The following is a 21,365-nucleotide window of genomic DNA, read 5'->3' as shown; positions in this document are numbered from 1 at the left end:
ATGATTTTCTGAAATCGGTAACAGACCAGTGGAAAACGGAAATCGATGGATTACAAGCTTGTTAAACAAGCTATCCATCGAGATTAGCTGGAAAGTAAATGAGAGCAATTTCAATACCAGGATTTCCAATCAGTATACTCAGACCGGTAGATCAGGGAAACAAAAACCGTTGTACTCTGGACTTTCCGGAATTGAAATCAGTAGAATCTCAGTGTGCTCCTTCCTTTAGAGATAACAATCGATCATGGCCCACCTACTGCTAATTGATGATGATCAGACAATTCTCCCCAATCAGGTGAAAGCCAGCCTGACCGGCAAGGACCACAGCGTCACTATCGCCGAATCGGGAGAAACCGGAATTGAAAAATTTGCCGAACGCATCCCCGATGCCGTTCTGCTGGATCTCCGGTTACCAGATCAGTCAGGTCTGGATGTCTATCTGAAAATTCGCGAGATCGACCGCCGTGTCCCGGTCATCTTCGTGACCATGACACAGGGAGCCGACTTTGCCATAGAAGCGATGAAACTGGGAGCCTTTGATTACCTGTTTAAGCCGGTTGAACTTCTTCAACTGCAACGGGTCATTGAAGAAGCTTTCCTGGTATCAGCCAAAATGCGTGAGCCAGCTCTGATTGTGGATGAGACGCAGGAACCCACCGTTGAAGGAGCTCTGGTCGGCAGTTGCGCCGCCATGCGCGAAGTGTATAAAGCGATTGGCCGTGTCAGCGCTCAAAACGTCCCGGTTCTGATTACCGGAGAAAGCGGAACTGGTAAAGAATTGGTCGCGCGGGCCATTTATCAGCATAGTGATCGCCAGGATAGACCGTTTCTTGTGCTCAACTGTGCAGCCATTCCGGAACAGCTTCTGGAAAGTGAACTGTTCGGCCATGAGAAAGGTGCCTTTACCGGTGCAGATCGCCGGCGCATCGGGAAATTCGAACAGGTCAATGGCGGGACTCTGTTTCTGGATGAAATCGGCGATATGCCACTGGGATTACAGGCCAAGATGCTACGGGTTCTCCAGGAACAGCAGTTCGAACGGGTAGGCGGGAATGAGACCATCGAGACCGATGTCCGGATCATCGCTGCCACCCACCGGGATTTAAAAACCTGGGCCCGGGAAGGAAAATATCGGGCCGACCTCTTTTTCCGCCTGAGCGTGTTTTCGATCGAACTGCCGGCACTCCGCGAGCGCGATGATGATATCGCACTTCTGATTCAGCACTTCGTACGGCAGTTGAATGGCGAACTGGGAAGGGAGATCTGCCAGATTGATCCGGAAACAAATGCGGTATTAAAGAATTACAGTTGGCCTGGAAATATCCGCGAATTGCAGAGTATTCTCAAGCAGGCATTACTGAATTCGACGGGAGAAGTTCTGCTCCCCTCTTTTCTGCCGCATCTGATAGAGGATGAAATTACGGAATCTGAAGAATTACCTGCATTTGGTCCGCGAGAATCATCACCTGTTTCTGAAACAGAAATTCCTCTCGACTGGGAAACGTTTCTGGCAGAACATTTAACGCCTGAAACTACCAACCTCTACGAAGAGGCACACAGCCATCTGGACCGGTTTCTACTGGCAAAAGCTCTGGAATTTACGGGAGGCAACCAGAATCAGGCTGCCCGACATCTCGGCATTTCGCGGCAGACCCTCCGACTGAAATTACGCGATCTGGGCATCACCGTCACCCAGATGGTTAAACAGAACGATAACTGACAGGTGTTCTGTTTGCACTGAAATCCCTCGCTTCCTCTCGTTTCGCCGTTCTGGCATGCGAATTGCTTCTTAAGGCAAGCGTCTCCCTGTAATCGAGACTTCCCGAAAACATAGACACTTTCAGGAATTTCCTCCCTTTATCAATGGTCTGCTTTCCCGGCAGAAGCGAAGTAGTTTAACCGTTCCCATGCAACTTGATCCCAGCGTTCAGAGACTGATCTCCCGAAAGAAACCACTCACATCAGGAGAGTTTGACAGTGGAGTGGCCGAAAATCGATACACGACCGCCGCTTCGCGCGTCGTCATTGAAGAGCGAATCATTTCGAACCGCCCGTCGGGTTATGTCACGATGCGGATCTTTCGACCGGCTGATAACGACACATTACTGGCTCCCCTGATCTATCTTCCCGGGCCCGACTGGTCGAATAGAATTCCGCAGTTACATGACCCGTTGCTGATCGAATTGAGTCTCCGAGCGCAGCTGGCCGTTCTGCTCATCGACTTCAGCCTTTCACCGCAAGCTAAATTTCCGACTGCATTGGAAGAATGCTTTTGTGTTCTCAAATGGGTAGCAGAAAATGGTAAACAGCACGATCTTGATTCCAGCCGAATTCTTGTCGCCGGTGATGGATGTGGCGGAAACCTGGCAACGACCCTGTCAATCCTGACAAAAAAACGTTCCGGTCCTCCCATCAGCCGACAGATCCTGTTCAATCCAGCAACAGACGCGCATTGCAATACACTCTCCCATCAGAAATTTGCGACGGGCTACTGCTTCGATCACGTGGACATGGTCCGCTCCTGGACAGACTATCTGGAACAGCCAGGTCAGTACGACGACATCCTGGTCTCTCCCTTACAGGCATCAGTGGAACAACTGCAAGGCCTGCCAGACGCCTTAATCATCACTGCCGAAGCAGATATCCTCCGCGATGAGGGAGAATCCTACGCATCCCGATTACAGGCGGCAGGCGTCAAGGTAACCCAGACCCGCTTCCAGGGAACCATCCATGGTTTTATGGTCCTCAACTCCCTGTCCCACACCACTACCGCCCGCGATGCGATTTCTCTGACGGTTCAGTGGCTGGGAGAGCCCTGCCCCCATCCGTCTGATCGATTAGATTGAAGATTGATCAGAGAAGTTTTTTCGGAGCTCTGCGACTGAATCAGCATCTCAAAACGTTTATTACTGACAATCAGCGCTCATTCGAATCAAGAGAACTCGCACGTAAGCGCCTGAAATCGTGATATTCAACAGAGTCGTGATTCAGGTACATGAATCACATTTTTATCGCTAAAAAACGAATCAACCTGAGTTCTTTCAATCCGCAGGTTCCAGGTTCGATTCCTAGCGGGGGCACTTTCAAAGCCATAACTCAAACCGGGTTATGGCTTTTTTTGATTTGGCTGATTTGTACCTAAATGGGCCGTTTTCAATGTGTACCTAATTTGCTCGTTATTATTTGCGGGTAATCAACTCTTAGGGCACTTAGAGCTTTCTGTGCTCCAGGCTGCTCAGAATCGCCTTATTCGCCCTCGAAGCATCTCTACGCATCCAAAGCTAATAGCCAGCCAGAGAGCCTCAGAGTCAGCCTGGTGGGGGGGCGTGTTAGTATGCAGTGTGGTGCGTAAGAATTGAAGATCGTGGCTATTTGATTGACTTGCCGGTTGAACTGGGATGCCCCCCGCAACAAGTGGCGGGTCGTCTATTTCGGAAAGAAGTACCGCTTCGACGGCGGATGCCGGCTGGCGGGCAGGTAACTGCGAGAACGTACCCGTGGTGTCGTATCCGCTTTGGCCGGAGACTTTCGAGCTTCTCAAGCAAGAACGTAGCGACGATCCAGATCACGTGCTGCTAACCCGTGAAGGGAAACTGCTCCGAACCGAGGACATCGACGGCGGAAAGTACAAGAAGACCGACGCCGTGCGACTGGCGATCCGGAGACTCTCTAAAAAGACGGAGATCGAGTTCACGCTAAAGGCGTGCAAAAAAACTTCGGCTTCCCTGTTGCGAGGCAACCGAGACTACCAGGGACTTCAGAGTTTGTTTTTCGATCACGACCCGCAAACTGTGGCCGAAATCCACTACACAACGATTCCTCAAGAGCTTTTAAACGAAGCGATCGTCTGGCTGGGACGCGAACTGGGGATCATCAAGGAAGAGTCTAGATAGCGAATACAGCAACTTCTGCAACACAAACTTACTGAGGATTTTCAATCCCGAAGGTCAGAGACCTACCCTTTGTAGCTTAAAAACAACCGTCCGGTCCGCCTGTGAGTTTAAGCTGTTAGAATCATTTCGGTTTTTAATTTAGGTATCGTGAACATGAACCGTCTAGCTAGGCCCGTTTAATCAAACCATCCGCGGATATAGAAGTACCCAGCTGTGAAGACCGCAGTCGCCAGCATGATTCCGATGACGATCAGGTAGCCGGATTTGATGCCCATCCCCGGCAGATCGTTGAAGTTCATACCGTAGAGTCCGGAGATTAATGTCAGAGGGAGAAAGACGGCGGAGAGGATGGTGAGGAATTGGAGACGACTTTCAACGCGACTCTGCACGACCGCATCATAATCCCGTTGCAGACTATTCACCCGGTCGGCAGTACCGGCGATGATCTGTCCGGCGAGTCCCGACAGCTGTAACGTATCGCCGAAGAATCGGGATTGCTTGCTGAAACGAAAGGCCGCGGATTCGACGGTTCGCAGGACACCTGCACAATAAGCATGGTCATCATGGACTGCGGCGTAATGGCTGATTTTTCTGCGTAAAATGGAAATTTTCTGAGGATCGAGGGCATCCGGATTTTCGTGGCAGGCCTGATCCAGTCGTTCTGCTTCTTCGCGTACTCGCAGGGCGGCATTAACAGTCTGTTTACCGATTTCGACCAGCAGATAGTAGAGCAGAGCTGTGGAGTTATTAGCATATAGGGGGACATCGCCATCCAGGTCCCGAATGACGTCCTCAATTGTATGCAGTTTATCTCGATGGATTGTGATGACTGTCGACTGCAGGCAGAGAAAAGAAACATAAGGTTTTTCCGTCTGATCCCAGCCCAGATGCGTGGGGACTTCCAAGTACAGGGCAGTTTTTTGCGACATCAAACGTTCGCTGCGTTCCGGCGTGAGACAGGCTGCCAATACTTCCGGACGTAAATGAAATGGTGTGAGTAGATCCTCCAGTTCCCGGGGTGTAGCTGCCTCGATATCGACCCAACGTTGGGTGTCATCCTGGACCCAGGATTCAGAGAGTGTGGTATCGGGTAAAGGAATCAGTGTGGAATCATCACTGATTCCAAACACACGCACGTTCATTCTTTTGTATCCCTGTTCTCAATAGTGCTGCTTGAAGCTGGTATCCCGAGTAGCAGCTTTCAATGTCGGTAATAAATAAAGCTTCGACGACTAGAAGATCAACGTTTGAGACCAAGATGACAGAACAGGAATTAAATCACAACTTGAACACCATCATCCAATCGCGACAAAGTGAACACGTGTCACTTGCTTGATTTTTCAAGGATTTTCATACCATCACATAATTGAAACAACCGATATAACCAGACTCAGATATGTGAATGAACAGTGAAACCTGTTTCGATCCGGCTTTTTCTGGTCGGGATTTGCCGATTTAACTGAAGTTGTCAGTTTTTCATCATTCAAAAGGATCGGTTTCCCAGAATCGCCTTGGGAGCGTAGCTTTCACACTGGCTCGGTTGGAAGAAGAGATTTATGAAATCACGTGCAATCTGTTGGACCCTGTTTTCAATGAGTCTAGTTGGTGTAGTTGCTCAGGCTGATGAACCGACTGTCATCACGTCTGCTGAGCCTGCTCCGCTATTTCTTGCAGATCAGCAGGACGGTGAGTTACTGGTGGATTCTGATCTGGCACCGATCAGTTATATCTCGGACCAAAATACCTGTTGTGAATCTTCAGACGAATGCGTGGACACGGTCGATTGTGGTTATCAATGTTCTGAAAACATTCTGTCTCGTCAGTATCTAACAGGGGATCTGTTCGGTACCCGCTCTAGTTTGGCAGAGTACGGTGTGATTGCGGACATTCAACTGACACAGTTCTACCAGGGGGTAGCCAGCGGCGGTCGCAGACGTACTTTTCAATATGGCGGTAAAGCCGACTACATGTTTACATTTCAGGGAGAACAGTTAGGGCTCAATAAAGGCTTTTCAGCAATCCTGCATGCAGAAAGCCGGTTCGGCAGTGATATCAATGGAGCAGCTGGTGCATTGAGTTTTCCGAATAGCAATATGTTCTACCCGCTACCTGGTCAACACGAAACGGCGATCACCGGTTTGATGTTTATGCAGGCTTTGAGTGAGAACTTTGCTTTAACTGCGGGAAAATATAACCTTCTTGATTTGTGGAATATGATTTATCCGAATACGGGTCGGGGTATCAACGGATTCATGAACCTCTCCATGATTGCACCCACCCCCATTATTCGCACCACGAATCTATCAATTAACGGTGCAGGAGCGATGGGACTGCACGAAGACCAGATCCAGAGTGCATTGCTGGTTTACGACACGATGAATTCATCCACCACTGCTGGCATGGATGACCTGTTTGACCAGGGTGCTGTTGTCTTGGGATACGGACGTATCTTCACGGAATGGCGCGGCCTGCCTGGCTCACATGCGCTACTGGGAAACTGGAGCAGTCGTACTTACACATCCGTTGATCCGACCAGTTGGACCGTCATCCCCGGACAGGGATTGGTAGCCCCCGGCCAGCAGACGGGATCATGGACGATCAGTTATATTCTGGATCAGGTGGTCTGGGCGGATTGCTGCAACGACAAACGTGATGTGCGACTGATGAGCCAGTGGATGATTGCAGATGGAGATCCGAACCCGTATCGCTGGAGTGGGAACATTGCACTGCAGGCTAACGGTCTGTTTGCTTGCCGCGAAGAGGATTCAATGGGAATCGGTTATTTTTATAACGAGCTGAGCAGCGATTTCAAATCACTGCTCAATGGGTTTGTACCGATCCGAAATACTCAGGGGGTTGAACTCTATTACAACTTGGCATGGACTCCCTGGTTCCATGTGACCGCTGACTTGCAGGTCCTGGAAGATGCCAACGCGAATGACGACACGTCAGTCATGCCCGGTCTGCGGGCGAATCTGCGATTCTGAGACTCTTCCGGCATTTTCAATGTGGTGTTTGATTCAATGAATTGGGGCAAACATAGCTTTGAACGCGCTTAGCGTATTCACTGTCTCGTCTGCTTTGTAATCCACTACCAGGATCAGTAATGATGAGATTCCTCAGCTACTCATTCCCGGTTTCTGAATCTACACTTCTACATGTTAAACGGAGTCAGATATATATACTTTGATATAAAACGCGTGATAAATGAATGTTTTGTAAATTCGCTTGAAATTATTTGACGACCATTTATCAAACGATAGAATTAATGTCCATCTCTGTAAAAGTATAAATCACATCTGCGGATTATCTCATTCAAGATATCAGGTTACGCCTAAAAGCAGGATCTGGAAAAATGAATATTCATCCAAGTGCCATTCTGACGCTCGTGTTGTTAGTCACACATTCACAAGCATTCGCAGCCGAAAAAATCTCCCCAAGTGAGGCTGCTGAAATCGCTAGTGAAGCCTACATTTATGGCTATTCTCTGATATCCGTAGAGATGACACGTCGGGTAATGACCAACGTTGAGAAGCCAATGGCGAAGCACGCTCCAATGGGGCAATTTGCAAATCTACGTGAATATCCTTCAGCCAAATTCCGCGACGTTACCGCGCCGAATGCAGATACGCTATATTCAAACGCGTTCATTGATGTAGCAAAGGAACCCTGGATCGTTAGTTGGCCGGACATGGGGAACCGGTATTACGTCTGGGAGTTTTATGATGCGTGGGTACCTGTGATCTTCGATCCTGGGTCTCGGACAACGGGACAGAAAGCTCAGACTTATGCTATCACAGGACCAGACTGGAAGGGCTCACTTCCTGATGGAGTAAAAGAGTTAAAATCGCCCACATCGACAGTCTGGATACTTGCTCGTACATATTGTACTGGAACGCCAGAAGACTACAAAGCAGTTTGGGCATTACAGGACCAATACAAACTTTATCCACTTAGTTCGTGGGGTAAAGAATATTCACCACCTGCCGGAAAAGTAAATCCTGAAATCGACATGAAGACTGCGGTCCGCAATCAGGTTAACGCACTGGGCGCTGAGGACTACTTCAACTGGATGGCGGAACTGATGAAGGACAATCCACCCACGAAAGAAGATGCTCCCATTGTCGCCAAAATGGCGAAAATTGGCATCGTACCAGGACAGAAATTTGATTTAGAAAAGCTTTCACCTTCTATTGCGAAAGAAATAAAAAAAGCGCCAGAATCAGCATGGGCATCTATTGTGGCTTATACAAATGATGCAGGTGAGACAAATCATGGCTGGCTACTCAACCTCAAAATCGGCCACTATGGGACTGATTATATGGCCCGCGCCTGGCTCGCAGCGTTCGGCATACCCGCTAATGCGCCTAAGGACGCTGTTTACTTGATGGGCCAGTCCGATGCTGACGGCGATCCTCTGGATACATCCAAACATAAGTATGTGATACATTTTAAAAGTAAGAAAGATCTACCACCGGCCAACGGATTCTGGTCTCTTACAATGTACAACAACCAATATTTCTTTATTCCCAATCCGTTAAACCGGTATACCCTCAGTCCGCGTAATAAACTCAAAACGAATGCTGATGGCTCTATTGTCCTGTATCTCCAATCAGACAATCCCGGTGCTGACAAAGAATCAAACTGGCTTCCCGCTCCTTCAGCAATATTCATCCCAATGTTCCGACTGTATTGGCCGAAAGAGAATCCTCCATCGGTATTGGATGGAACGTGGTGGCCACCAGTAATTCAAAAGAATTAAGATTATGTTGAGGTCGCCCTTTCTTTAGTGATGCCAGATTGCGACGTCAAATTCATAGACTTATAGACTTAGAGATAAATCATTATTTATCACAGCACAGCTCCTAAAAATACGATATTGCGAAATTTACTACTACATGTCATAGGCTCCAGGTTTTTTCTAATCGTCGAGTTATATAATCTGTAGTAAATGAACACAAAGACCATGTCCGGATTGCGATTAATCCTGCTTTTCTAAGACGAGAATAACAGCCATATCGATATCTCCCTGCGCTTTACTGCTTCTAAAATACTCCTCAATGTCGATAGTTTGAAATTCTCTTAGCGAATTTTGGCAAGTGTGAATTTCATTTAAAATACACCAAGTCTTAGTTGCTGTTTGTATCGCATAGGATAGAATCAGTTCTAACAATTCTGTTCCACCCTGTCGGTTATTCAACGTCAGCAGGTTGGAAATGTGAGGAAGCGTCCTTGCAGTGCTCCCGATTCATATCATATTCAACTCAATGCCGCTTCTCAGAACTTTTCAACAGTGAATTACGAACCTGGGGAGATTCGAGATGAGAAATCTGTTTGCGGAGTTGAATACAGTCGTTGGATTTATCTGCCTGACGCTGGGGATACCCGGTCTGTTTGCCGGTTGTTCCGGAGAAATGTCTCGTTCTGCTTCTGCCCAAGTGGCTGATCAATCACAAACCGTCACGACACAGGCTCCCGTTCAACAATCATCTAAGTCATTCACGCCCCAGACGACAGGTGTTATCGGTTCCCCCAGTGCAACGACAACCATTGATGGCAAACAGTTACCTGCACCTGCCCCGAAATTCGGAGGCGTGATTAAAGACAACGCAATGCAATCTAAACAATGGTGGGCACCGAGGATTGTGCCCCCCAAAGAGTCACCGAATATTCTCCTGATCATGACCGACGATGCAGGCTTTGGTGTGCCCAGTACGTTCGGGGGCGTGATTCCGACTCCGACAATGGATCGTATTGCTAAAGCAGGCCTGCGTTATAACCGAGTCTTTTCCACTTCATTGTGTTCACCCACCCGGGCGGCGTTGATCACCGGACGGAATCACCATTCCGTTGGATTCGGCGTCATTGCAGAACAGGCTACCGGCTTTCCCGGTTACGACAGTGTCATTGGTCAGAACAATGCAACCATCGGTCGCATCCTGCGTGATAATGGCTATGCGACAGCGTGGTTTGGCAAAGATCATAATACGCCGACTTACGAGGCCAGTCAGGTAGGACCTTTTACTCAGTGGCCGACGGGTATGGGCTTCGACTACTTCTACGGCTTCGTGGGAGGCGATGCTAATCAATGGGGCCCCAACCTGTTCCGCAATACGACGCAGATCTATCCCTGGACCGGTCATGAGGGAACCTTGAAGATGGATCGGTCCAATCCCAAAGCGGAGATCTGGCCCGTCACAGGTAAAGAGAGCAAGTGGAATCTGATCACTGCGATGGCCGACGATGCGATTGACTGGATGACGCGGATTCACCAGAGCGACCCCAGTCAGCCAATATTCCTTCACTATGTACCTGGCTGTTCACACGCACCGCACCATCCGAAAAAGGAATGGGTGGATAAGATTCACGAGATGCACCTGTTCGATGACGGTTACGAGAAGCTTCGTGAACGGATCTTCGCGAATCAGAAACGACTGGGCGTGATCCCCGATGATCTAGAGCTGACTCCCTGGCCGAAAGACCTCCTGAAGCCCTGGGAAGAGTTGACGCCCGAAGCCCAGAAGCTGTTTATTCGCCAGGTCGAAGTGTTTGCAGCTTACGTGGCATACAACGATTACGAAATGGGCCGCGTGATCCAGGCGTTTGAAGACCTGGGTAAGCTCGAAAATACAATAGTCATCTACCAGAACGGGGATAATGGTACCAGTGCCGAAGGCGGTCCAGAAGGTACATTTAATGAAGTCGCGTTTTTCAACGGTGTAGCACTCCCAGTGGATGAGCAGATGAAGTTTTATGAGGCTTGGGGGACCGAGTTTGCCTACAACCATATGTCAGCCGGCTGGTCCTGGGCCTTTGATACGCCGTTTGACTGGTTCAAACAGAACGCGTCTCGACTGGGGGGGATCAATCAGAACATGGTGATCTCCTGGCCGAAGCGGATTAAAGATCAGGGAGGACTGCGGGAACAGTTCGTGCACGTGATCGACTACGTGCCGACTCTTCTCGAAGTAACTGGTATCGCTGCACCGGAATACGTGGACGGTATTAAACAAAAACCGATTGAGGGGACAAGTTTTGCTTATACCTTCGACAAAGCAAACGCCGAGGCACCATCCCGGCACAAAACGCAGTACTTCGAAATGATGGGGCAGTGGGCGATGTATCACGATGGTTGGTTCATGAGTACGAAAGTAAACCGTGCGCCCTGGCAGGCTTTCTCGGCAGCAAACCCGGACCCGCTGAATAACCAGGTATTTCAACTCTATAATCTAAAGACAGACTGGAACCAGACCAGTGACATTGCCGCGGAACATCCTGAAAAAGTCACAGAAATGCGGGCGATGTTCCTGGAAGAAGCGAAGAAATATCAGGTTCTACCTTTGAACGCGTCAGTTGGGGCTCGTGTTGCTGCCCAGCGACCAAGCCTGACTGCGGGACGGAACGAACTGGTATATACTCGTCCGATGACGGGGCTACCGCAGGGGGATGCGCCCTACCTGCTTGATACATCCTACACAATCAAAGCGGATATCACTGTGCCAGAAGCGGGGGCGGAGGGCATGATCGCAACTTCCGGCGGACGTTTTGCTGGCTGGGGCTTCTATCTACTCAAAGGGAAACCGGTCTTTCTGTGGAACCTGCTGGATCTGGAAAGGCTGAAATGGGAGGCTCCCGAGACTCTCTCCCCGGGCCGACACATTCTGGAGTTTGACTTCAAGTATGACGGTAGCGGATTGGGTACGATGGCTTATAACAATTTCTCCGGGATTGGGAAAAGTGGAACCGGCACACTCAAGGTGGACGGAAGAGAGGTGTCCACACAGAAGATGGAAAAAACGATTCCCATCATTCTGCAATGGGATGAGAGTTTCGACATTGGCTCGGATACGATTACCGGTGTAAACGACGCGGACTACACGCCGCCGTTCCCGCTGACTGCTCAGTTCAATAAGTTGACGATTACAATCGATCGGCCGCAATTGACGCCGGCAGAAATCAAAGAGCTCGAAGAGGGTTTGAAGAAAATGGAGGCAGGACGGGAATAGAACGCTTTCGGAAAACAGATTTTTACATTTGCATCGCCGGAGATCTGAGTTCTGAAAAGGTGGAAACGCGGCTGGGGGGGGCGCTCATCTCCATGTATGAGGTTTCGTACGAGACGAGTCCCTAGAAACTGTAAATCAATCTGAATAATAACGTGCGGTTTAGGCTTATCTGGTCGCGCTGCCGGTGGTGTTTCAAACCAGAGATAGTAAATTCAATCTCAGTCTAAGGTTGGCCAATTAAAATGCATCTACCTGGTAAAATCCGATGGTCTCACGACGATTGAACATATTCCTAATGCCTTGCCCCTAAAGACGGTGATCGAGTTCACGCTAAAGGCGTGCAAGAAAACTTCGACTTCCCTGTTGCGAGGCAACCGAGACTACCAGGGACTTCAGAGTTTGTTTCTCAATCACGCCCCGCAGACTGTGGCCGAAATCCACTACACGACGATCCCACAAGAACTTTTGAACGAGGCCCTCGCCTGGCTGGGTCAAGAACTGGAGATCGTCAAGGACAAGTCTGAGTAACGGATGATCGGTTTTTACTCCATGCTTTTTTTGACCAACTTAAAAACCACTTTTGTAATTGGTGCTTCCGATTGTCACTACAATCCGGCTAGTTTTGTACGAGTTCTCATCATTATAAGTAGTGATTTCTCTCTGTTTCAATCGCATTCTGAATATTTGACTGCAGGATCTTGTTTATACGACCAAAAAGTTCGGGACTCAGAGGTCGCAAGTACAAATCTTGTCATCCCGATCCTTAAGTCGCAATTTTCTGCTGGTTCACCCTGTCTACAACCTGCATCGAATTTTTGTTTTACTGTTGTGCAGTTGCTTGTTTACTGGAGCAATATCACCGATTGTAAATATCGCTAATCTTCACGTTGTTGCTCTGCCTGTGCTGCTCGGACTGCAACTTGATGTTGATGTTTTTGACGTCGTCGATTTCGATCGATGAATCACTTGCAATCGAAGAGTTTGAGACTCTGAAAACGGCCCGCAGACTCACAGATGACGGAAGGGAAGATTGTAACGGGCAACGCCCACACAGTTTGATGGGATGCGTCCCCCCGGCAGAGTTTGCGTGTCGCTGGGCAGAGATTATTTTTCATAAAATGGTCTATTTCTGCACAGGTTCTTAAGATAAACAACACTTTTCCATGGTATAAATTAAATGCTCATTAATAAATTGAAAATCAATCTCGGTGATTTCTGTGACTTGATACAACAACTCTATTGAGAACAGATATGAGTGCCGCGTAACTACGAGAGCCATGAACCAGTCCAGTCATAATACAAATTCTCAATCGGCCAATAAAGAAGACTTCGATGCTACGCGCATCGTGAAGAGTGACACAAAGTCGGAGAAAGTCAGTTCACGGCCAGATCCCAATCGCTGGATAGGTCAGCAACTCGGCAAATATGAGATCGCCGAGTTGCTGGGTGCAGGCGGAATGGGTGTAGTGCTGAAAGCTTATGACCCGTCCATTGAACGGGACGTGGCCATTAAACTGTTACACTCAGATGTTTCCGTAGATGAACCTGCCCTGAGACGTTTTCTTGCCGAAGCAAAGAGTGCTGGAAAACTTAGTCATGCAAATATAGTGACTATTTACGAAATCGCTCAAGAAGGAGAGACGTATTATCTGGTAATGGAGTATGTGTCGGGTGGAAGTGTCGAATCCTGCCTGCAGGCGAAAGGCGCTTTCCCGGTTGCCGATGCGACTCGAATGGTGATCGAAGCATGCAAAGGTCTCTCTATCGCCCATTCCGCAGGACTTGTACATCGCGACATTAAGCCAGCTAACCTCATGCTGACTCGTGATGGCACGCTTAAAATATCTGATTTCGGTCTAGCCAAGCAAACCAGCGGCACTGCGTTACAGATGACTCAAGCGGGTATGATAGTAGGCACACCTTACTTCATGAGCCCTGAGCAGTGTGAAGCAAGAGAAGTAGACGCGAGAAGTGATGTCTATTCGCTGGGTGCCACCTATTACAGCCTGTTGACAGGCAAAAGTCCGTACGAAGATAGTGGCAGCGTCATGCAGGTGCTATATGCCCATTGTAATTCCCCAGCGCCTGATCCACGTGAAATCCAGAGCGGCGTACCTTCTGCGTGTGCGAAAATAATCGAGCGTGCAATGGCGATTGATCCAGTGAGCAGGTACCAGTCTGCTGAAGAAATGAGGTATGACCTGGAAGCAGTCCTTGCCGCGATCTCTGGAGCTGGCGTTCAGTTACCAAGTGAATCTGGTTCCAGTCTGCCGGCAAATACTGACCGAACAAAATCGGTTTCAAGACGATTTTCGTTGGCTGCTGGAATTACTGGGGTCTTGATTATTTTCACTGTCATTGCTTTATTGCTCGCGTATCGAGGAGGAGTGTCTGGTCTTACAGATAAAGAAAGTGGTGAGAGTAAGCAGCACCAGACCATCTTGCCCCCTACTGGTGAACCGATTACAGTCGGAATTCTGCATTCGCTCTCAGGAACTATGGCTGACAGTGAATCACCGGTCGTCGATGCCACTCTGTTGGCAATTGAAGAATTAAACAATAGCGGCGGTTTACTGGGTCGTCCTGTTAAAGCTGTTGTTGTAGATGGCCGTTCAGATTCAGCTACATTTGCAGAAGAGACGAGACGCCTGATTAAAAATGAAGGCGTTTGTACCGTATTCGGTTGCTGGACTTCTGACAGTCGAAAGACGGTCGTCCCGATTTTCGAGGAGCATAATCACCTACTAATTTACCCCGTACAGTATGAAGGTATCGAAGAGTCGCCCAATGTCATTTACACGGGTGCCGCCCCGAATCAGCAAATAATCCCAGCTGTCAAATGGGCTTACGCGTTTGAAAACAAACGCAGGTTTTTTTTAATCGGGTCTGACTATGTCTTCCCGCGTGTTGCTCATGAAATCATTAAAGACCAGCTGGAGATTCTGGGAGCAGAGGTCGTGGGTAATGAGTTTCTGCCACTGGGCAGCAGCGAAGTTCAACCAGTCATTGACAAGATCATCAAAGCAAAGCCAGATGTAATACTTAACTGCTTGAACGGGAACGTCAACACTGCTTTTTTCAGTGAATTGCGGAAGGCAGGAATCACTGCGGATGCTGTGCCTGCCATATCATTCAGTATTGGAGAGGAAGAATTGAATCGGATGGATACCTCTTCCATGACTGGCGATTACGCGGCATGGAACTATTTCCAGAGCATCGATTCAGACGAAAACAAAAAATTTATTGCAGCTGTTCACAAGAAATTTGGAGAGAAACGGGTAATCACTGATCCTATGGAGGCTGCATACTTCGGAGTGAAACTTTGGGCTCAGGCTGTAACCGAGGCAAAAACGACGAACCCTGCCGCTATCCGTCGTGCTATTTTGAACCAGAGAACAATGGCCCCAAGTGGCTTGGTCCGTATCGACCCCGCTACGCAGCACACCTTCAAGACACCCCGTATCGGAAAAGTAAGTTCTGACGGCACCTTTGAAATTGTCTGGACAGCTGCAAAACCTGAAATACCCACTCCCTATCCTTCAACCCGGTCAACCGAAGCATGGCGCGCTTTGCTGCATGACCTTTACTCCAACTGGGGAAACCGCTGGTCGGCTCCAGCTAATTAGCTTCTCAATATAATCAGATTCGTCTTCCAAAACGTGCCAAAACTTCGATATGAAGTCGACATCATAAATTCAACCGCTTCGCTTATCGACATGTATTCAGTTGGTATGTTTATCACTGATTCAATTTTCTGTTTTTGGTTCTTCCACTCTGACCATTAACCATTGCTGGGTTTCACCATTTTCAAAATGGATCAGTGCCCCTGAGGAATCCTTGGTGAGGTTGGCGAGCCCTGTCTCCATGATAGGCCATTTTTTCCCTTCGATTCCCCAGGCAACACGCTGGTTTTCCTGGTCCACCATTCCCTCGATCGGCTGTGTTTTATCTGTTGTCGTATTGCAGAATGTTCCGGCAATGATTCCCTGCTTATTCACGGCTAATTGCAGGAATAACGTGGGAGGCGGACCGGAGTCCTCACCGTCTTTTGTGATTGCAAATACGCCAAGTGGTAACCAGTCTGATGATTCGTCTACCGCAGGGGCGCTTTCGGCTAAAGTTTGTGCCTGATCAGCATACTCAGACGCTGTTGCGACCGCTTCATCCCCGTAGTAAACCTGGTCATCTTGGTAATAAATGTTTTCACCGTAAGCATATTCATATTCAGTTGTGCCACCTCCATACCCGGGAAACCAGCCTGTGAGTAACCCCCACGTTGCCCAGCGGTAGGGACGATTCCAGCGAAATCGAGCCCAGTCAGGATGATCTTTCCAGAAATCATATCGAGGGTGATTATCCTGAAACTGATCACGGACTTCATCGCGCCGATCGGCTCGCTGTTGACGTCGTTCTTCCCGATCTTCGATACGATCAGGTCGATTCCCGTTTGAAATCTGATCACGCCGATCATTGCGATTTTCAACTCGATCATTTCGATTTTGTGCTCGATCTGTACCAGGTCTGTTTTCAGCCCGATCACTCCTGCGATCAGTGCGATTTCCTTCACGATCTACTCCAGGACGTTGACCAGGACTGGTGTTACGCAAGAAATCCGCAGCTGCTCCACCTGCTGCTGCTCCACCTGCGATTTTTCCAGCTCCAGAGAGTCCTGAACCAGAATTAGGGATATCTAAAAATTTGCTTAAGTCTGCTTGTGTGGGTCGGCCTCCCTGACCAGGTCGAAAACCGTTGTTTGGACGTCCCGCTCCCGGACGGTTAGAGGGAGGGGATGGTCGTGTAGCAGGTCTGTTGCCTCCCGGTCGACCATTACCTGTCCCAGGACGGGAAATATCCGGTCTGCCTGAACTCGGTCTGCTCGGACGCGTACTGGGGCGACTCATTGAAGGCGAGCGACTGGGAGCCGGGCGTGAAAAGCCACCCCCACCACCTCGGCTGAATCCACCTCCCCTGCCACCTCCGCGTCCACCGCGTCCTTGGACGTCCGATGAATTTGTAACAACAATCAGTGCACATAATGTGAGAATATATGTAATCGATTTCATGGCAAGGTCCCGATTAGAGATTATGGTATCGGATTATCATTGATCTACAGATTCGTTACGTACAACAGTCACTTCGTCGATATTGGGCTGGAGTTCACCATCTACCATACGATTCACTGACTGCCATCTATATTGATTCTCATCAATCAATTTAAAAACATTCGTTGAAGAGCTCTTACGACCATCGGGAAGAGTACCTGTCAGCATGACGTACCACTGATCCTTTTTTTTCGTCCATCGCCCTTCTGAAAAACCGCCATCAGAATCAAACACCCAGGACCGGATCTGTTTCCTGGCGGGGTCCCATCCGATAATCTGCATTCCAGACAGATCATTTATAGACTGCGTGTGAGCAGTAAAATAACGAACAATAAAATTCTTATTCTTAGTCCACTTACAGGTTGTCTGAACATTCCCCGATTCGTCCTGGTCAGTCCAGTTGCCGATGATCCATTCCAGTTCTTTCAGATGTTCATAATTCGATAAAACGATCGGAATTTCTTCCTCTGTAACACGGTCAAGATACCACTTTCCATCTCGCTTGACATGGATCGCGGTATAAACTGAGTCTTCTATCTCACCTGAAGGAGAAATCAGTTTAGAAGTCCCTTTTTCGACGGCAACTCCCGGAGAGATGAACTGAATGGATTCAACATCAACAGTGAGCCTGGTCCCTTTGACCTCCTGCATGATCGCCTGCATCTCGTTGGTGATTGCTTCTCGCCCTTCAACCTCAGAGCCTGTGAGCGGATTGATGTAAACGGCATCAGGAGCCCAGTGTGATGCCAGCTTCGTTGCGTCGCCGGCATTGAATGCGGCGATGTAAGACTGAATTGATTTTTCAATCGCCTCTTTGTCTTTTGCCTGATCAGCACCATACGTGACTGTTCCTGCACAAAGCATACTGAGACAAAACAACCTATTTCTGATCGTGCGAATCATTCTTATTTTCCTTCAGACCTCTCGGGAATTAATACCTCTGGGTTAGAGTTAAGTTGTTAATTTCTACTCTGTATCCCCTGCTTAAAGGATTTGATCCTAAAACTCAATCTGATAACGCTTCGTCATTTCTCTCCGAATTGCCGCTGTTGAGTCTTCGATTTCTTTCCAGCTATTATAGCGAACTCCTGTCGCTTTCGCCTGCTCCTCAGTACGGTTTTGAATTTTCACACTCGCGTTGGATCGAGTACCATAATAATAATTATTATTGGGATCATAATTATAACTATAGCTGCCATAGACGTTTGAATTTCGCACGCCAGTTCTTGTTCCTGCGGCTCTTTTTGCTAAAGCCACACCACGAAGCGTTTCCGCAACATTCGAGCCCCAGGTGAGCAGATCCTCATCCACGTTCAATATGGGTAGCCTGTCTATTTTTCGTGCATAGCGTTCTGAATAGAGACTGTGATTATCACGATTCGACTGTAAATATTTGCGCAAATCATCAATCAGAACTGAGACCGATTTGAAATAAGTCAGAGAAGCCTGGGCAACTTCATCTGGAGAGTCTGTCTTTTCTGAACTGACAACCTCATCTTTCAATTCACTGAATTTTGTCGAAGGGATTTCCAGGATGCTGAAAACACGACGCATCCCATCCGTGGAGAGGGGGCCACTGAGGATAATGTACTTGTCTTTTAATTCGGTTTTCCACTTTTCCAGGTCATCCAGATGAATTCCCAGTTCATCCATAATTTCCAACACCATTGATTTTGCAAAAGGAGAGATCATGTCTGTCTCAGAACTAAAATCAATGCGTAATTCACCCTCTGCCTGGCTGCCCACTTCAACAGCCAAAGTGGCTCCCTGTATGCCGTCCAATAATTCTGCGAGCCTCTCCGCGGACTGCTCATTACCATGAAGTACTTTCGAGTTTTTCAAATATTCTTCACGTTTATGAGGTTGGATAATATCTTTCAAGTCGATTGCCATCGCGATTTGTGGACCATTCGCGCGCACTGCTTTCACAGCCTGCTTTAAATAAGTTGAAATCACAGGACTGGAGTTTTTTCTCCCGAAGTCTGCCCACCGCGAGACTGCCTGACGATTGGCGGGATGCATCAATCCCATCACAGAAGTACTGAGTCGGACAAAATAGGCATCACTGGGAGCCCACGCCGCATGGAGACCGTTGATTGAATCGACGTACCCACCTTCTGCCCTCGCAATGGATCGCATCGGGATCGGTTCTTTCATGTCCATTACAGCCAGTTCCCAGTTTTGATCCAGAGGACTGGCAAAGTTAATCTGTGCTGCAACAACAATCTTTTCTGCTTCGGGAGGCAGGTAAATGGGTCGTTCTACAAAGGCAGCCTCATGCTTTTTCATCCAGCCTTCTTTTCTGGCAAGCGTGCTGTCATGCATCCTGGAAACATCGATCACCACAATCGAGTTGGCATTCGCTGGGATTCTATTGAGCAAGTCTTCAAACTGCGCTTCCGCTGCTGACTGGAAGAATAGAACAAATGAAAAATAAACTGCTGCTACCAGGAAGGACTTCATACTTGCTTTGTGAAGCGACCTCATTAGTGATACATCTACGATGTGTAAATTGAATTGATCTAGGTGTTTCATGTGCCAACCTTAGAAATGGAACCCTGGCTGCTGATCAGGGAAAATTAATACATAATCCAACTTAAATTCAGAGCAGGTACGGTACCATCCCATAATGCGAATTCAGGCTGGCACCTCTCATCATCCTAATCATTCGAAGCTACAAATTCGAATCGATTTTCCAATAATTAATCATCACTTAAAAGATTATTTCCCCTACCAGCCCTGATTACGAAAAGTCCTCCGGAGAGTCTCGGCAACAGATCAATATTGATTGAAATGAATGCCCCATTACGACTCAAACCAGTCTTCACAGAACCTGATTCTAACCGTGTCAAAACACTACCGGGCTACCTTTCTTTCATTCCCATCCACGAATGTAGATATAATATTCTGCTTACTCCTGAATAAATCTTCTCACAACCAGGTATCGCTTCACTCCAGTAATTTAAAACAGACGGCCGTGAGAAAACCGGCCAGGGTGCTCAATCCTACCCGATTCGGGTGGCCATGGGCGGCTGCTTCAGGGATCATGGCAGCGGTGATCATGGTCAGCATCGCTCCGGCAGCCACGCCCTCCGCAAACACCAGCCATGTCTCACTGATCAGTCCAGCCAGCAGAAACCCCAGGGCAGCGCCGATAGCGGTCATCACCATCAAGGCGAACCACATCCAGAAGATGCGGTTGCGACTCAACCCGACATCCAGCATATTAGCCGAACTGGATAGTGCTTCCGGGAAGTTTGAAAGAAAAAGTCCTGCAATCAATGTGTAGGGAATCACGTGAAAAAATGTCAAAGAGTCCACATCTGGATGATTAATGAGTGTCACAAACAGTCCTGAGCCGATCACCAGACTTTCCGGAATTCCGTCTAGAAGAATTCCCAGCCAGACAGCTACGGGTGTCCCGTGATGGGTTGCAGGCATCCGGTGGATGGTCATGCCAGGGACTTCAGCGCCCGTCCGGATGGCACCTGCAGCGGAACGAGTCCATTCGACGGATTTCTGTATCTGGAGGATCAGGTGTTGTTCCAGACGCTCCATGTGTTCTCCCGCCAGATCACGACAGGCCTGGTCAAATTCCTGAGAAATCCCCCTCAAGCGATCAACATCCTGCCGCCGCAACGCAAGACAGAGTGTGTCGCCCCTCGATTTCACCTGGCAGTGACTTGCCAGTTCCGGAATAAACAGCAGTAGGACTCCGACATATGAACCCGCTCCAGCGAGTTCGACAACACCATTTTCGAGTTCGATTTCGAGTTCACCTTCCAGCACGATCAATGCGTCATCTTGTGAGGCTGACAACTGCTCATCGCGTCTCAGGCTTATAGGACGCAGCGTACTGGCGAGTAGCTCTCTCTGTTCCTCAGCCAGCACGTTAAAGGGATGTATTTCGAAGACTCCTTTCAGTTTCTTTTGAATATTCTCCCGTCGACGAGCCGCATAATGAGCGAGAGTCGTAGCTCGCTTACGAAGGTATCCCCCCTTATCATTCACAAGCGAATCGAGCGTGATAAACAGGAGTCCTCCAAGAATCCCACCGACGATCAACGCATAAAAGTTATCCCTGGCGAGCCCCTGAGTCTCGCCGTGACTTTCCTCACTCAATGCAAAACATGTGGGGGCCACAAGCTCCACGCTAAGAGCGGCGATCAGTGCCCCTGCACCAAAGGCTGCAAATATCGCTATATATCCCTGCCTGAATTTAATTTTGAGCCCGATGAACGAGCCCAGAGGAAGAGATACGGCACTAATCGCCCCCAGGATCAGAGCCCAGAAGAGATGTAAGATGGACAGTTCGGTCAATATTCTGCGTTCCTTTGTCAATTTGAGATAGCTGCTTAATCACA

13 protein-coding genes are annotated in these 21,365 nt (G+C 48.5%); 8 read left to right on the top strand and 5 right to left on the bottom strand.

Going from position 1 to position 21,365, the window contains the following annotated elements:
* Positions 1-244: 244 nt before the first annotated feature.
* The 3 genes from ACN0YN_RS01525 (at position 245) to ACN0YN_RS01515 (ending at position 3,893) form a co-directional block, all read left to right on the top strand.
* A complete protein-coding gene (locus ACN0YN_RS01525; protein ID WP_417383211.1) occupies positions 245-1,720 on the top strand; it encodes a sigma-54-dependent transcriptional regulator in 1,476 nt (491 codons plus the stop codon).
* A gap of 187 nt (positions 1,721-1,907) precedes the next feature.
* The gene (locus ACN0YN_RS01520; RefSeq protein ID WP_417383210.1) at positions 1,908-2,846 is read left to right on the top strand and encodes an alpha/beta hydrolase; all 939 of its coding nucleotides are present in this window, start codon (positions 1,908-1,910) and stop codon (positions 2,844-2,846) included.
* 552 nt (positions 2,847-3,398) lie between these two features.
* On the top strand, positions 3,399-3,893 hold the full coding sequence (locus tag ACN0YN_RS01515) for a hypothetical protein (protein ID WP_417383209.1): 495 nt from the start codon (positions 3,399-3,401) through the stop codon (positions 3,891-3,893).
* A gap of 176 nt (positions 3,894-4,069) precedes the next feature.
* Here the strand turns inward: ACN0YN_RS01515 and ACN0YN_RS01510 are convergent, their stop codons facing one another.
* The gene (locus ACN0YN_RS01510; RefSeq protein WP_417383208.1) at positions 4,070-5,035 is read right to left on the bottom strand and encodes a magnesium transporter CorA family protein; all 966 of its coding nucleotides are present in this window, start codon (positions 5,033-5,035) and stop codon (positions 4,070-4,072) included.
* A 414-nt stretch (positions 5,036-5,449) separates the two neighbouring features.
* Here ACN0YN_RS01510 and ACN0YN_RS01505 point away from each other — a divergent pair, with 414 nt between their 5' ends.
* The 4 genes from ACN0YN_RS01505 to ACN0YN_RS01490 all read left to right on the top strand — a co-directional run bounded on the left by ACN0YN_RS01505 (position 5,450) and on the right by ACN0YN_RS01490 (position 15,525).
* Positions 5,450-6,880, top strand: coding sequence for a carbohydrate porin (locus ACN0YN_RS01505; protein ID WP_417383207.1), 1,431 nt, complete (start codon positions 5,450-5,452; stop codon positions 6,878-6,880).
* Positions 6,881-7,248: 368 nt separating this feature from the next.
* Complete coding sequence (locus tag ACN0YN_RS01500; RefSeq protein WP_417383206.1) at positions 7,249-8,655, top strand: DUF1254 domain-containing protein; 1,407 nt, start codon at positions 7,249-7,251, stop codon at positions 8,653-8,655.
* Between the two features lie 559 nt (positions 8,656-9,214).
* Positions 9,215-11,899 (top strand): arylsulfatase, encoded by a 2,685-nt coding sequence (locus ACN0YN_RS01495; protein WP_417383205.1) that lies wholly within the window; start codon positions 9,215-9,217, stop codon positions 11,897-11,899.
* 1,277 nt (positions 11,900-13,176) lie between these two features.
* Positions 13,177-15,525, top strand: coding sequence for a transporter substrate-binding protein (locus ACN0YN_RS01490; RefSeq protein WP_417383204.1), 2,349 nt, complete (start codon positions 13,177-13,179; stop codon positions 15,523-15,525).
* A gap of 120 nt (positions 15,526-15,645) precedes the next feature.
* Here the strand turns inward: ACN0YN_RS01490 and ACN0YN_RS01485 are convergent, their stop codons facing one another.
* Positions 15,646-16,506, bottom strand: coding sequence for a hypothetical protein (locus ACN0YN_RS01485; RefSeq protein ID WP_417383203.1), 861 nt, complete (start codon positions 16,504-16,506; stop codon positions 15,646-15,648).
* Positions 16,507-16,648: 142 nt separating this feature from the next.
* On the opposite strand from ACN0YN_RS01485, the gene ACN0YN_RS01480 reads away from it, so the two are divergent.
* Positions 16,649-17,005: a hypothetical protein gene (locus ACN0YN_RS01480; RefSeq protein ID WP_417383202.1), complete on the top strand. Its 357-nt coding sequence runs from the start codon at positions 16,649-16,651 to the stop codon at positions 17,003-17,005.
* Here the strand turns inward: ACN0YN_RS01480 and ACN0YN_RS01475 are convergent.
* The 3 genes from ACN0YN_RS01475 to ACN0YN_RS01465 all read right to left on the bottom strand — a co-directional run bounded on the left by ACN0YN_RS01475 (position 16,999) and on the right by ACN0YN_RS01465 (position 21,321).
* Complete coding sequence (locus ACN0YN_RS01475) at positions 16,999-17,904, bottom strand: SgcJ/EcaC family oxidoreductase (RefSeq protein WP_417383201.1); 906 nt, start codon at positions 17,902-17,904, stop codon at positions 16,999-17,001. The genes ACN0YN_RS01480 and ACN0YN_RS01475 overlap by 7 nt on opposite strands.
* A gap of 96 nt (positions 17,905-18,000) precedes the next feature.
* Entirely contained in the window at positions 18,001-19,464 is a 1,464-nt protein-coding gene (locus ACN0YN_RS01470; RefSeq protein ID WP_417383200.1) for a hypothetical protein, read from the bottom strand.
* A gap of 486 nt (positions 19,465-19,950) precedes the next feature.
* Positions 19,951-21,321, bottom strand: coding sequence for a ZIP family metal transporter (locus ACN0YN_RS01465; protein WP_417383199.1), 1,371 nt, complete (start codon positions 21,319-21,321; stop codon positions 19,951-19,953).
* Positions 21,322-21,365: the final 44 nt, after the last annotated feature.

The sequence above is a fragment of the Gimesia sp. genome, assembly GCF_048260065.1.
GTDB lineage: Bacteria > Planctomycetota > Planctomycetia > Planctomycetales > Planctomycetaceae > Gimesia.
Note: the sequence above shows the minus strand (reverse complement) of the source record. Positions and strands in the feature narration are given on the sequence as shown.